10 protein-coding genes are annotated in these 13,063 nt (G+C 66.3%); 3 read left to right on the top strand and 7 right to left on the bottom strand.

All coding sequences use genetic code 11. The features are described from left to right. Nucleotides 1-30 precede the first annotated feature (30 nt). The 4 genes from AC3WON_RS05105 to AC3WON_RS05090 form a co-directional block, all read right to left on the bottom strand. Complete coding sequence (locus AC3WON_RS05105; RefSeq protein ID WP_492351282.1) at nt 31-1,242, bottom strand: molybdopterin molybdotransferase MoeA; 1,212 nt, start codon at nt 1,240-1,242, stop codon at nt 31-33. After that, the gene (gene fdhD / locus AC3WON_RS05100; RefSeq protein WP_492351281.1) at nt 1,236-2,081 is read right to left on the bottom strand and encodes a formate dehydrogenase accessory sulfurtransferase FdhD; all 846 of its coding nucleotides are present in this window, start codon (nt 2,079-2,081) and stop codon (nt 1,236-1,238) included. Before fdhD ends, AC3WON_RS05105 begins: the two co-directional genes overlap by 7 nt. A 133-nt stretch (nt 2,082-2,214) precedes the next feature. Beyond that, nucleotides 2,215-4,545, bottom strand: a complete 2,331-nt coding sequence (locus AC3WON_RS05095; protein ID WP_492351280.1) for an FdhF/YdeP family oxidoreductase — start codon at nt 4,543-4,545, stop codon at nt 2,215-2,217. Nucleotides 4,546-4,698: 153 nt separating this feature from the next. After that, a complete protein-coding gene (locus AC3WON_RS05090; RefSeq protein WP_436223262.1) occupies nt 4,699-5,607 on the bottom strand; it encodes a LysR family transcriptional regulator in 909 nt (302 codons plus the stop codon). Between the two features lie 152 nt (nt 5,608-5,759). Here AC3WON_RS05090 and AC3WON_RS05085 point away from each other — a divergent pair, with 152 nt between their 5' ends. Both AC3WON_RS05085 and AC3WON_RS05080 read left to right on the top strand, forming a co-directional pair. Beyond that, on the top strand, nt 5,760-6,941 hold the full coding sequence (locus AC3WON_RS05085; protein ID WP_492316993.1) for a M20 aminoacylase family protein: 1,182 nt from the start codon (nt 5,760-5,762) through the stop codon (nt 6,939-6,941). A 26-nt stretch (nt 6,942-6,967) separates the two neighbouring features. Continuing rightward, nucleotides 6,968-7,978 carry a tripartite tricarboxylate transporter substrate binding protein gene (locus AC3WON_RS05080; protein WP_492316992.1) on the top strand — a complete coding sequence of 337 codons (1,011 nt, stop codon included), beginning with the start codon at nt 6,968-6,970 and terminating at the stop codon, nt 7,976-7,978. A 21-nt stretch (nt 7,979-7,999) separates the two neighbouring features. Here AC3WON_RS05080 and AC3WON_RS05075 read toward each other — a convergent pair whose 3' ends face one another. Next, nucleotides 8,000-8,773 (bottom strand): dienelactone hydrolase family protein, encoded by a 774-nt coding sequence (locus AC3WON_RS05075; RefSeq protein WP_492351279.1) that lies wholly within the window; start codon nt 8,771-8,773, stop codon nt 8,000-8,002. 80 nt (nt 8,774-8,853) lie between these two features. Further along, entirely contained in the window at nt 8,854-9,666 is an 813-nt protein-coding gene (locus AC3WON_RS05070; protein WP_492351278.1) for a helix-turn-helix domain-containing protein, read from the bottom strand. A 224-nt stretch (nt 9,667-9,890) separates the two neighbouring features. Between AC3WON_RS05070 and AC3WON_RS05065 the strand changes: the two genes are divergently transcribed. Further along, nucleotides 9,891-11,108: a polysaccharide pyruvyl transferase family protein gene (locus AC3WON_RS05065; protein WP_492351328.1), complete on the top strand. Its 1,218-nt coding sequence runs from the start codon at nt 9,891-9,893 to the stop codon at nt 11,106-11,108. 129 nt (nt 11,109-11,237) lie between these two features. On the opposite strand, the gene oxlT is transcribed toward AC3WON_RS05065, so the two are convergent. Beyond that, nucleotides 11,238-12,557, bottom strand: coding sequence for an oxalate/formate MFS antiporter (oxlT, locus tag AC3WON_RS05060; protein ID WP_492351277.1), 1,320 nt, complete (start codon nt 12,555-12,557; stop codon nt 11,238-11,240). Nucleotides 12,558-13,063 lie beyond the last annotated feature (506 nt).

The following is a 13,063-nucleotide window of genomic DNA, read 5'->3' as shown; positions in this document are numbered from 1 at the left end:
GCCTGGTCCGGCCCTTGCGCCGGGCTGCTGTCAGCTGAGCCAACGATGAAGATCATAGTACGGCAGGGGCAGATTTTGGAGTTGTCCGGCGCATTGGGGTTCGACCCGCACAAAGCCGCTGGCCTGGCCGAGCGCCGACACCGAGGCGGCACCCTGCTGTGCATTGACCTGCACGAAGCTCTCGCGGCCGCCGAGGTTGCCGAGTTCGCCCACGCGCCAGAAGGCATCGCCGCGGTGCGGGCGGGTGCCCGCCAGCGCCGCCCTGACCCGGCCCACCGGCGGGAACAGCTCCGCGCGCCCCTGCAGGCGGCGCAGCAGCGGCGTCACCAGCAGCGCGAAGGTGGCATAGGCTGCTGCCGGATTGCCGGGCAGGCACACCACGGGCTTGCCGCGCAGGCGCCCAACCGTGACCGGCTTGCCGGGCTTCATGTTGACGCCACGGCAAAGCAGCTCGCCGCCCGCCGAAGCCAGCGCCGCCGCCACCAGGTCGCGCTGGCCGACCGAGGCACCGCCGGTGACCAGCACCAGGTCGGCGTCGGCGGCAAGTTCCCGCAGCATGTCGTGCAAGGCGCGCTCGTCGTCCTGCACGTGGCGGTGGCAACTGACCACGGCGCCCATCGACTGCACCAGCGACTCGAGCATCGGGCCATTGACGTCATGCACCTGGTACACGTCACGCGGCTCGTCGTGCGCCGCCACCTCGTCGCCCGAAGTAAGGATGGCCACTTCCACCAGCCGGCAGACCGTGGCCTCCGTCAGTCCCTGCGACGCCAGCGCGGCAATATGCCCCGCATGCAGCAGGGTTCCCGCCGACAGCAGCAGGTCGCCCCGGCGGGCGTCCTCGCCCTTGCGCCGGATATGCTGGCCCGCCACGGGTGCGCGCGCGCAGACGACGCCGCGATAGGTCTCCTCGGCATTCTCCAGCGCGACCACGGCATCGGCGCCGGGCGGAATCACGCCGCCGGTGTAGATGCGGATGGCCTGGCCGGGCAACAGCGGCTGCGGCTGCGTGCCGGCGTAGACGACCTGCTGCAGCGGCAGGCAGGCGTCAGCGCGGCAGTCTGCGCAGCGCACCGCATAGCCGTCCATGGCGCTGCGGTCCGCCGCGGGCGTATCCATGACCGCGGCCACGTCGCCGGCCAGCACGCGGCCGGTCAGCAGGCCCAGCCACACGGTTTCGGTCTGCGGCACGGGCTCCGCGCACATCGCGAAGACCGCCTGCGCCTCGTCAAAGTTCAGCATGCTGCGCCTCCGCGGGCGGCGTCCAACGCGGCGCCGGTGTAGTCGACATAACCATCCTTGCGGCAGAAGCTGAGCAGGCGCAGGCCGGCCTGCTCGGCGATGCGTATCGCCAGCGAGGTCGGCGCCGAGATCGTCGCCAGCATCTGGATATTCATGCGCGCCACCTTGCGCACCAGTTCATAGCTGGCGCGGCTGGACAGCAGCACGAAGCCGTCGTCCATCGCCACGCGCTGCATCGCCAGGTGGCCGATCAGCTTGTCCAGGCCGTTGTGGCGGCCCACATCCTCGAACACGTGCAGGATCTCGCCGCCCGCATCACACCAGGCCGCCGCGTGGACACCGCCGGTGGCCTGCATCAGCCGCTGGTGCGACGGCAGCGCCGCGACCGCGCGCTCGATCATCTCGCGCGACGGCGTCAGCCGGGTGGCCGGCTCGGGCATGCGCGCGGGCTCCAGGTCGAGCAGTTCGATGCTCTCGATGCCGCAGACGCCGCAGCCGGTGCGGCCCGCAAGCGCACGCCGGCGGGCCCGCATGGTGGCAAAGGCGTGCTCGCTGATCTCCATCTGCACCTCGGCGCCGTGCTGGTGCACGTGCACTTCCAGGTCGTGGATCTCGGCATTGCGCCCGACGATGCCCTCGGTCAGCGAGAAGCCGACCGCGAACGCCTCCAGGTCCAGCGGCGTGGCCATCATCACGGCGTGCGAGATGCCGTTGTACACCAGCGCCACCGGGAGTTCTTCCGCCACGTTGTCCGTGGCCGGCTGCACCACGCAGTCCTTGTGCCGCACGATGCGGCGCGCTTCATAGCCTGAGTGTTCGACCAGTTCGGTGCATTCCATGGGGGTCTCTTGAAGAAAATTGATGCAGCGCTTGCATGCTGTCGGTTTTCTCCCCTCTCCCGCTGCGCGGGAGAGGGTAGCGTTCGCGAGGGGTAATGGCTAGCGTTCGCGGCGGTGGTGCACGAACGCAGGATCAGCCTGCCACAGCCGCGGGCTGGCGACGGGACGGCGTCAGCAACACCGGCACCGACTTCGACGTGGGCGTGCCGCAGCCATCGCCCGTGCTTTCCAGCGGCACCAGCGGATTGGTCTCGGGGTAGTAGGCCCCCAGGCAGCCTTGCGGGATGTCGTATTCGACCAGCACGAAGTCCTCGACCTGGCGCTGCACGCCGTCGTCCCAGACACTGGTGATGTCGACGTGCTGGCCCGCCTTCAGGCCAAGCCGCGCCAGGTCAGCGGGGCTGATGAAGACCACCCGGCGCAGGCCGAACACGCCGCGGTAGCGGTCGTCCAGGCCGTAGATCGTGGTGTTGTACTGGTCATGCGAGCGCGTCGTCATCATCACCATCAGCTTGTCGCCATACTTCTGGCGGGCCCGGCTGATGGGAGTGTCCTTGTCGATGCGGTTGACCAGGAACTGCGCCTTGCCCGACGGCGTATGCCAGACCCGGTTGCATGCCGCCGGCGTCAGGTGGAACCCGCCCGGCACCGCAACGCGCGCGTTGTAGCTCTCGAAGCCGTCGATCACCTGCTCGATGGCGTCGCGGATGCGGGCGTAGTCCTGCGCATACCAGAGCCAGTCGATCTTCTCCGAGCCCAGCGTGGCGGCTGCCATGCGCGCGACGATGGCAATCTCCGACAACAGGTGCGGCGACGCCGGCGCGTTCATGCCAAACGAGATATGGACCATGCAGACCGAGTCCTCGACCGTCACGCCCTGCGCCACGCCGTCCTGCTGGTCGATCTCGGTGCGGCCCAGCGTCGGCAGGATCAACGACTCCTTGCCGTGCACCAGGTGGCTGCGGTTGAGCTTGGTGGCGATATTCACGGTCAGGTCGCACTGGCGCAGGGCCTCGAAGGTGCGCGGCGTATCCGGCGTGGCGGTGGAGAAATTGCCGCCCAGGCCGACGAAGACCTTGACCTTGCCCTCGAGCATCGCCGAGATGGTATGGACCACGTCATAGCCATGCTTGCGCGGCGGCTCGAAGCCGAAGGCGGCCTGCAGGCGGTCCAGGAATTCCGGCTCGGGCTTCTCTTCGATACCCACCGTGCGGTCGCCCTGCACGTTCGAATGCCCGCGCACCGGCAGCAGCCCGGCGCCGGGGCGGCCGATGTTCCCGCGCATCATCATCAGGTTGGACAGGATCTGCACCGTCGGCACTGAGTGCTTATGCTGCGTCAGGCCCATGCCCCAGCAGGCGATCACGCGCTTGCCCCTGGCGTAGACCTGGGTCAAAGCATCGATATCTTCCTGCGGCACGCCCGACTCGGCGACGATGTCGGCCCAGCTCTCCGCGCGCAGGTCTTCGATGAAGTCGCCGAAGCCGATGGTGTGCTCGCGCACGAAATCCACATCGATCAGGCGCTCGCGGCCGTGCCGGATGGCCTCTTGGTCGAGTTCGTCCAGGCGCTTGGCCATGCCCTTGATCAAGGCAAAGTCGCCGCCCAGCTTGGGCTGCACGAACATCGAGGCGATCTTGGTGCTGGAGCCGGTCAGCATCTCTACCGGGTGCTGCGGGCTGGTAAAGCGCTCCACCCCGCGTTCGCGCAGCGGGTTGATCGAGACAATGGTGGCGCCGCGCCGCGCGCACTCGCGCAGCTCGCCCAGCATGCGCGGATGGTTGGTGGCCGCGTTGTGGCCGAACAGCAGGATGGTGTCGGCATGCTCGAAGTCATCCAGCACCACGGTGGACTTGCCCACGCCGATGGTCGGCGGCAGGCCCCGGCTGGTGGCCTCGTGGCACATGTTCGAGCAGTCGGGGAAGTTGTTGGTGCCATAGGCACGCACGAACAGCTGGTAGAGGAATGCAGCCTCGTTGCTGGCGCGCCCCGACGTATAGAATGCCGCCTGGTTCGGATCCGGCAGCGCACGCAGGTGGCGCCCGATCAGCGCAAGGGCCTCGTCCCAGGCGATCGCACGGTACTTGTCGGTCTGCGCGTCATAGACCATGGGGTGCGTCAGCCGCCCGTGCTGCTCCAGCTCATAGTCCGTCTGCGCCATCAGCGACGTCACCGTGTGCTGCGCAAAGAACTCGGGGGTCACGCGCATGCTGGTGGACTCGGCGGCCACGGCCTTGACGCCGTTCTCGCAGAACTCGAAGGTGGAGGCGTGCTGCCGGTCCGGCCAGGCACAGCCGGGGCAGTCGAAGCCATCGGCCTGGTTCTGCTTGAACAGCATCTTGTACTTGCCACCGGCAACCTTCTCCTTGATCAGGTTGATGGCAACGTACTTCAGCGCACCCCAGCCGGCGGCGGGGTGGGTGTAGGGGGCGATGTGGCCTTTTTCAGGGGTCGGGGAGCTCATTGGCGTGGTGTCCTGTAACGACGGGGGCGCTGTCCGGCGGCCTGCCAGTGCTGTGACGGGCGGGGACCGGATCGTTGCGGTGTCACCAGATTAGATTTCCCGGGTGCCCCCGGGTACATACAAAGGGGCGCTTGCCCGGGGAGTACAGTTGCTTCAGACCAGCGGGAACGCCTTCACCAGGTGCCGCAGCAAGCTGTCAGCCACCGGGGACAGGTGCCGGCCGGCCCGGGTGATGATGTGGATGCGGCTATTGTTCAGGATGGGATTGGCCAGCGGCAGCGACACCAGTTGCCTGAACTGCGGCTCCTTCAGCGCCACCGAGCGTGCCGTCATGATGTAGCCCAGCCCCATCGCTGCATATTCCCACAGCACCTTGAACGAGTTGGTGACAAGCATCGGCTTCAGGGTGACGTGCTCGTCCAGTTCCGCCGCCTGGATATGCTTGCGCACACCAAACGATTCCGTCAGCGCCGCTCCCTGGTGCGGCGCCAGGTCCGCCAGCGTCAGCGCGCGGCGTCTGCGCGCCAGCGGATGGTCTTTGCGCACATGCACGCGGATCGGCGACAGCCGTGAATAGTGCGAGCGCAGGCGCACATCGTCGGGCGGCTGAAAGACGAAACCGATATGCGCCAGGTCCTCCAGGATATGCCGGACCGTTTCATCGGTGCCGGCCACCTGGATGCTGCAGCTCACGTCCGGATGCTTGCGCAGGAAGCCCTGCAGCACGGGCTCCAGCACCAGGTCGACGAAGCCTTCGCCAAAGACCAGCTCCACGTGGCCGCGCCGCGCATTCTTCAGGTTGTTGACCTCGGCCAGGAAGGTATCGTTCAGGTCCTGCTGGCGCCGGGCAAACAGCGCCAGCAGGCGCCCGGCATCGGTGGCGACAACACCCCGCCCGCGCCGCTCAAGCAAAGTCAGCCCGGTGTCCTGCTCCAGTTTCGCCACGGCGCGGCTCACCACCGACGGGTCCAGCTCAAGCACCTCGGCCGCGCCGCGCACCGTGCCGGTCTCGATGATCTGCAGCAAGCACAGCGCCCGCTTGCGGTCCAGCACATCTTCCATGTCTTCCTCCTCTGGCTCGCGCCGCCGCCTCGGGACGGCAGCGCGGATTTTTTAATGTTGCAAATTATGCAACGTTTCTCCCTCATCATTGTCATGGTTTCGGCAAGCGCCTGCGTGGAGAATGCTGTGGACGACCACGCTCCGATACCGCCATGAACCAGGCCCCGCTTGCCGATCTGCACCAATCCATCCAGACCCTGTCGCCGGAGTTCGTTGAGATCCGCCGAAAGATCCATGCGCACCCCGAACTGGCCTTTGAAGAGCGCCAGACCAGCGACCTGGTCGCCGGGCGGCTGGCGGCATGGGGCTACGAAGTGCATCGCGGCATGGGCACCACCGGTGTCGTGGGCAGGCTCAGGAAGGGGCAAGGCAGCAAGGCGCTGGGCATCCGTGCCGACATGGACGCGCTGCCGATCCAGGAAAAGACCGGCCTGGACTACGCCAGCACCATCGCCGGCAAGATGCACGCCTGCGGCCATGACGGGCACACGGCGATCCTGCTGTGCGCCGCCAGGTACCTGTCCGAGTCCGTTGATTTCAATGGCACGCTCAACCTGATCTTCCAGCCGGCCGAGGAGAACGAAGGCGGTGCGCTGCGCATGCTGGAGGATGGGCTGTTCGAGCAATTCCCCTGCGACGAGATCTATGCGCTGCACAATTCCCCGGGTCTGCCGGTCGGCCAGATCGGGGTCATTGCCGGCCCTGCCATGGCCTCGTTCGACCGCGCCACGGTCACGCTGCGCGGCCGCGGCGCCCATGGCGCCATGCCCCATCATGGCATCGACGCCATGCAGTGCGCCGCCAGCATCGTGCTCGGACTGCAATCGATCGTCAGCCGCGAGATCGATGCGCTCAAGTCGGCGGTCATTACCGTGGGCTCCATCCAGGCCGGCACGACCTACAACGTCGTGCCCGATAGCGCGACGATCAAGATCGGCGTGCGCACGCTGGACCCCCAGGTGCGCACGCTGGTCGAAGCGCGCATCAGCGAATTTGTAGCCGCCCAGGCCCAGAGCTTCCGGCTGCAATCCGAGGTCGTCTACGAACGCAAGTACCCCGTACTGGTCAACCACGACGCGCAGACCGAGCGCGCCCGCCAGGCCGCGATCCGGCTGGTGGGCGCGGACAACGTGGTCGAGCGCCCGCCGGTGATGGGGAGCGAGGACTTCGCGTACATGCTGGAACACCGGCCCGGTGCCTACATCCGGCTCGGCAACGGCCTCGGTGAAGATGGTGGTTGCATGGTCCACAACCCCTTGTACGACTTCAATGACAAGGCCCTGCCTGTCGGCGCCGCATTCTGGGCGCACCTGACGCAAAGCTATCTGGTTTGAACAACTATTCTTCGGGGACATCCACCATGGCTTCACTGAACCGCCGCCGCTTCCTTCAATACGCCGGTCTTTCCGCCGGCACCTCCGTGCTGGCCAGCCTGCCGGCCTTTGCCGCAGACAACTTCCCCGCCAAGTCGCTATCCCTGGTGGTGCCCTACCCGGCCGGTGGTGCGAGCGACACTTCGGCGCGCATCTTCGGGGAATCCATCAGCAAGAGCGTCGGGCAGCAGGTGGTCGTCGAGAACTACGGCGGCGGCACCGGGCTGATCGGCGCCAACAAGGTGCTGGGCGCGCCGGCCGATGGCTACACCTTCTTCCACGGCTCGATCAACGAGGTCTTCCTGGCCCCCATGCTCAACCCGGCGGCGCGCTACAAGCCGCAGGACTTCCAGCTGGCCGCGCCCATCAGCGACGCCAACATCGTGCTGATGGTCAGGAACGGCATTGCCGTGGATACCCTGGACAAGTTCCTGGACTATGCGAAGCAAAGCAAGGGCAAGCCGCTGACCTACGCCACGGTCGGCATCGACTCCATCTATCACCTCATGGGCGATGCCCTGGCTGCCCGGCTCGGCGTGCCCTTCCTGCACGTGCCTTACAAGGGCGGCGCACCAGCGCTGCAAGGGCTTGCCGGCGGCGAGGTCGACTTTGCCATCCTGCCCTACCAGTCCAGTTTCGACAGCATGCAGCAACAGGGCCGGCTGAAGGTGCTGAGCAGCTTCGCCAAGGCCCTGCCCCCGGCGCTCAAGCATATTCCGCTGATCTCGCAAAGCCGCCTGGTGCCCGACTTCGAGTACTCGATCGGCGGCGGCTACTTCGTCAGGCAGGGCACGCCCGCGAGCCGGGTGGCGGTGCTGCGCAAGGCGATTGGCGAAGCCCTGGCCAAGCCCGAGATCCGGGCCAAGCTGGAAGCCGAGGGACGTACGGTCGCACAGCCAATCAACAGCCAGGAGCAGGCGAATCAGGTCTTCGACCAGTACCTGGGACGTGTCACGCAACTGATCCGGAACGTGGGCCGCAAGACCAACGCGTCCTGAAGTCATGTCGCAGCGCGCGCCTTAGCTGGCCGGCCAGGCTGCCTTGGGTGACACACCCGCGGCAAGCCGTTCCGCCAGGAAGGCCTGCATTGCCGCCCAGGACCGGCGGTCCGCCGCCGCATCATAGGCAATGCCACGTTCCGGAAGATTCGCCCCCTCGAACGTGAATGCGTGCCGGGCATGGCCATGGGCATGCAGCTGCCAGTCGGCGCCGGCGCCGGTCAGCTCCGCTGCAATGCCGAGAACGTCGTTCGGCGGCGCGACCGGGTCTTCCCAACCATGCAGGAGCAGGATGCTGGAGGTGATGGGTGCTTGCGGGCCGATCCGCGGCGGGTGGAGCACCCCGTGGAAGCTGACGGTAGCCAGCAGGTTCGACGGGGCCGCGCGCGCCAGGTCCAGGGCGCACAGGCCGCCGAAGCAATACCCGAGCGCAGCCATGCGCTGTGCATCGACCCCGGGAAACCTGGTGGCCGCATCGAACCCGGCCAGCAGGCGCCGGCGCAACAAGCGGCGATCGGCCATCATCGGGCCCATGAGATGCGCGTTGTCTCCCAGCTCGTCACCACGGACGCCCTTGCCGTACACGTCTGCGGCAAAGCAGATGTAGCCCAATGCCGCAAGCCGGTCGGCGCAGCGGCGCATCGCGGCGTTGAGTCCGCTCCATTCGTGCGCCAGCAGCACGCACGGCGTGCGTTGCGCCAGCCCGGCGGGCCGCGCTACATACCCTTCGAAGACAGTCGTGCCATCCGTGTACTCGACCAACGATCGTTCCAGCGGCAGATTCCCAGCGTCCATAGCATTCTCCTTTCGAGCCGCCAGCATGCGGCAGGCGGGGAACGCTGTATTGAACGTTTGGGACGCCAGGTGTTGCGTCGTCAGAGATAGAACGCCGGGGCATCGTCTGGCAGGCGTCCGAAGTACTCGGCAAGCGGGGATGGCCCGTTGCGCGCATAGTCGCCCGGCGTCTGGGCCAGGCGCCGCCGCCAGCTCCGGATCTGATGCGGCTGGTCGCTATAGCCTGACAGCGCGTCGCCCTCGCCGCGCTGCACGGCCTGGATGCTGGACTGCAATCGCTCCAGGTCCATCAGCTGCTTGGGGCCCAGGCCAAGGTGCCGCTCGAACCAGCGGTTCAGCAGGCGCCGGTTGACGGCGGTCAGGCTGGCGACTTCCTGCACCTGGCGTCCCTGGCGCAGCAGCGCATGCGCCGCCCTGATCGTCGCCAGTTCCGCAGCCGGCCGGATAGCCGTCATGCGCCGCAGCAACCACGCGTCCAGCCGGCAGGCAACCCGCGCCGGCGTCCAGGCGGCGCTCAGGTCGGCACTGAGCGCATGGGCCGCGCCGTCCCCAAGGTATCCGGCCAGGTCCAGCAGCTGGTCCTTGCAGTCCGGCCCGATGCCGGGGAACAGCCGCGCCAGGCCCGCGCCACTCAGCATCGCCATGACGAAATAGGTGTCCGGCCACGACCGCCATTGCCGGCTGGTCGACTGGAAGCCCAGCAGCGAGACCTGCGGCACGGTCGGGCCGCCCTCCATCGCATTCGGGCGCCCGAAGTTGACCGAGAGCACCGCCCCGGGGTACGGGCAGGTCATGATCCGCCTGCCCGCGTAAACACCCGCCATGTCCTCGACGAACCAGTAGCCGTTGACGTAGGGCGCCAGGGCGGCGCAAGGAGCAATCACCTGGAACATAGCGGACGTGGCGTGGCATGCGCCGGGAACAGGACAGCCGTACCTTTATCACAAGGCGCGCCGCCGCGGCGCCCACCGTCAGCCGGTCCCTCGTCCAGCACTGCCTTGGTGGCCGAAGCCACTTGCGATGGGCGGCTTTGGGGATTCTAATCCTACGGAGGAAGCGTCCCGAGGAGGGTCCCATGGCGCAAGTCACAATATGCGGATCTGAGAACGTTGACGCCATGCCAGCCTCGCAGTCAGGAAGCACCGGCTTCCCCATGATCCTGTTCGGCGCTTTCGATCGCCACAACTTCGGCGACCTCCTTCTGCCGCATGTGATACGAAGCATGATCGGGCAGGCCAAGCCGTTCTACGGGGGCCTGGCCGAGCGCAACCTGAGAATCCATGGCGGCCATCGGGTCCACACCCTGGCGCGGCTGGCAGCCACCGTGGGCGACAGCGCCGTCGATGTCATCCATGTGGGTGGCGAAACCCTGACCTGCTCGCTCTGGGAGGCGGCCGTGATGCTGCAGCCGCCCGAGCAGGCCCCGACGGTGGTGGCGCTGCTCGATGCCCGGCCGCACGAGCGGACGGCCTGGGCCCAGGCGCAGTTGGGCGTACGGGACCTGGTCCCCTACCTGTTGCCGGCCGGTATCTTTGCCAATGTCCGGCGTGTCATTGTCCACGCCGCCGGCGGCATTGAACTGGGATCGGTTGAGCCTGCCATGCGGGCCGAGGTGGTGGCCAAGCTCGGGGCCGCCACCAGCGTCGGGGTACGGGACCATCAAACCCGGGCCATGCTCGCGCAGAACGGCATTGCCTGCCGACTGGAACCCGATCCGGCCGTGCTGGTGGCCGAGCTGTTCGGCGACCGCATCCGCCGGCGCGCCCGCCAGGGCAAGTGCGCCCGCATCGTGTCAGGGCTCTCGGGCGGGTACCTGGCCGTGCAGTTCAGCGCGGATTTTGGCGACGACGATACCCTTTCACAGCTGGCGGCCCAGCTCGAACGTATCGCCCGGGCCAGGACCCTGGGCGTGGTCCTGTTTCGCGCCGGCGCCGCGCCCTGGCACGACGACCTGGCTTGCTACCAGCGCCTGGCGGCACGGCTGCGCGGCACGCCTGTGGTCCTGTTCGACTCGCTCAATCTATGGGATATCTGTGCGCTGATTGCGCGCAGCCGGGGCTTTGTCGGCAGCAGCCTGCACGGCAGCATTGTCGCCGGCGCCTTTTGCCTGCCACGGCTTGGCCTGCTCCGGCCCGCACAAGCTCCTGGCACCAGCAAGCAAGTCGCCTTTGCCGCCGCCTGGGGCGCGGCCGGGGCGCCGGCCGCGGTGACCGTTCAGGATCTTGCGGCCGGCCTGGACGAAGCGATGGCAACCCGGACCGCGCAGCGTAGGGAATTGGCGTCGGAATGGGCCAAGGCATGCAGGACCGCATTCCAGCTGGTTCAGGAGAACTAGTGCCCTCCCGCGAGGTACCGGCTTGCCGGCAGAAGCGCCCGCCCGAGACGCAAGTCCCCGGTAGACGAAAAAAGCGGGCTTCCGAAGAAGCCCGCCCGGTTTGCTGCTAGACGCCTGTATATCGGCCGGTCAGGCTGGAACCTGCGTCCCCGCCGCCGCCGTCTCCTTCGAGAAAAGACTCCTTGAGGTAGCAACATGGCTGGCCAGCACCGGCCGCAAGACCATGATCGCCAGGAAGGCCGCGGTCAGGTCCATGGCCGCAACCGTGTAGAGCACCGTCGACCAGGTGCCGGTCGCCTCCATCATCAGGTTGCCGACCGGCACGAACAGTGCGCCGATGCCCTTGGCCGTGTAGAGCACGCCGTAGATCTTGCCGATGTGCTTGGTGCCGAAGGCATCGCCGGCCAGTGCCGAGAACAGCGAGTAGACCTCGCCCCAGGCCAGGAACACCACGCCCGACAGGATCAGGAAGGCGTACGGGTTGCTGCCGAAGTAGCCGAGCGCGATGATGCCAAGGCCTTCCAGGGTGAAGGCGATGACCATGGTCTTCTCACGGCCGATGTTGTCCGAGATCCAGCCGAACAACGGACGCGAGATGCCGTTCATGATCCGGTCGAGCATCAGCGCGAGCGGCAGCGCGGCCATCACGAAGAAGTGCAGGTCGACCTTGAACTCCTTCACACCGAGGTCCTTGGCAATGACGCCAAGCTGGGCCACGGCCATCATGCCGCCGGTGACGACCAGGATGAACATCACAAACATCAGCCAGAACAGCTTGGTGGACATCGCTTCCTTGAGCGTATAGTCGCGCGTGGCCTGGACCAGCTTCTGCGATGCCTTCACCTCGCTGCCCTTCGGTGCGCGCAGGAACCACGCCGCGACAAAGGCGAGGCCGCCCTGCAGCAGGCCGAAGAACAGGAAGGTGTGCTGGAAGCCCTGCGACTCGATCATGGCCGCGATGGGCAGGATGGTCGCCGCGGAACCGGCGCCGTAACCGCCCGCGGTCAGGCCCACGGCAAGGCCACGGCGGTCCGGGAACCACTTGAGCGCGTTGTTGATGCAGGTGGCGTAGATCGAGCCCACGCCAAGGCCGCCAACGGCTGCGCCGACGTAGAAGCCCATCAGGGTAGTGGCCTGGGAGTTGATGCACCATGCCGCGCCGATGAAGACCGCGCCGAAGGCGACCATCATGCGCGGGCCGAACTTGTCGATGAAATAGCCTTCGATCGGCGCCAGCCAGGTCTGCACAAGGACGAAAACGGTGAAGGCGATCTGGATGCTGGCGCGCGACCAGCCGTAGGTACCCTGGATCTCAGGGACGAACAAGGTCCAGGCGTACTGGATATTGGCGGTGGCGATCATGCAGACCACACCGACAATCAATTGCAGCCAGCGTGTGCCTTCCGGGACCTGGCGATTAGCGCCCAGCGCTGCCGATGGATTACTCATTTGCGCGCTCCTTGAATCATTTGGCCATTCAATTGCGGGAATGCGGGCGGGTATGCGGACGCACTGCGCCTCAGCATAAGGGTGGCTGCTGGCATTTCATGTCTCCTGTGTCATTGGCATTTATTTGCCTCTTATTCCGACGCCGACCTGAGGTCTCCGCCCTCACCTCTCTCAAGTTCGGAGTGGCGATGGGATACACAGTATGTGATATATCAAGTAAGTCAAGCGAAAGGGATGGCAGGGTTTTCACTGAATTTATGATGGCTTACGATGGGTGCTGGATATTCACGCTGAATATGCATCATCGACACCGGAAGAGGCTCTTGCCTGGCACTGCCGGATACCCATGAAATCCTTTACTGGAGCCACTTCTAGGCGAATCGCTGTCGATAGATGAGGGTTCGTTTTGAATGGATGAGCAAAAGGACTTAAATCTCATCATTACGAATTTGTCATATTTGAAAGTGATCCTTCCGGCCAGGTAGCCATGATTACGAAAATGTCAT

The organism is Cupriavidus sp. FW305-46 (assembly GCF_058787075.1).
The sequence above is the reverse complement of the archived record's forward strand: the minus strand, read 5'-3'. Positions and strand labels throughout refer to the sequence as shown.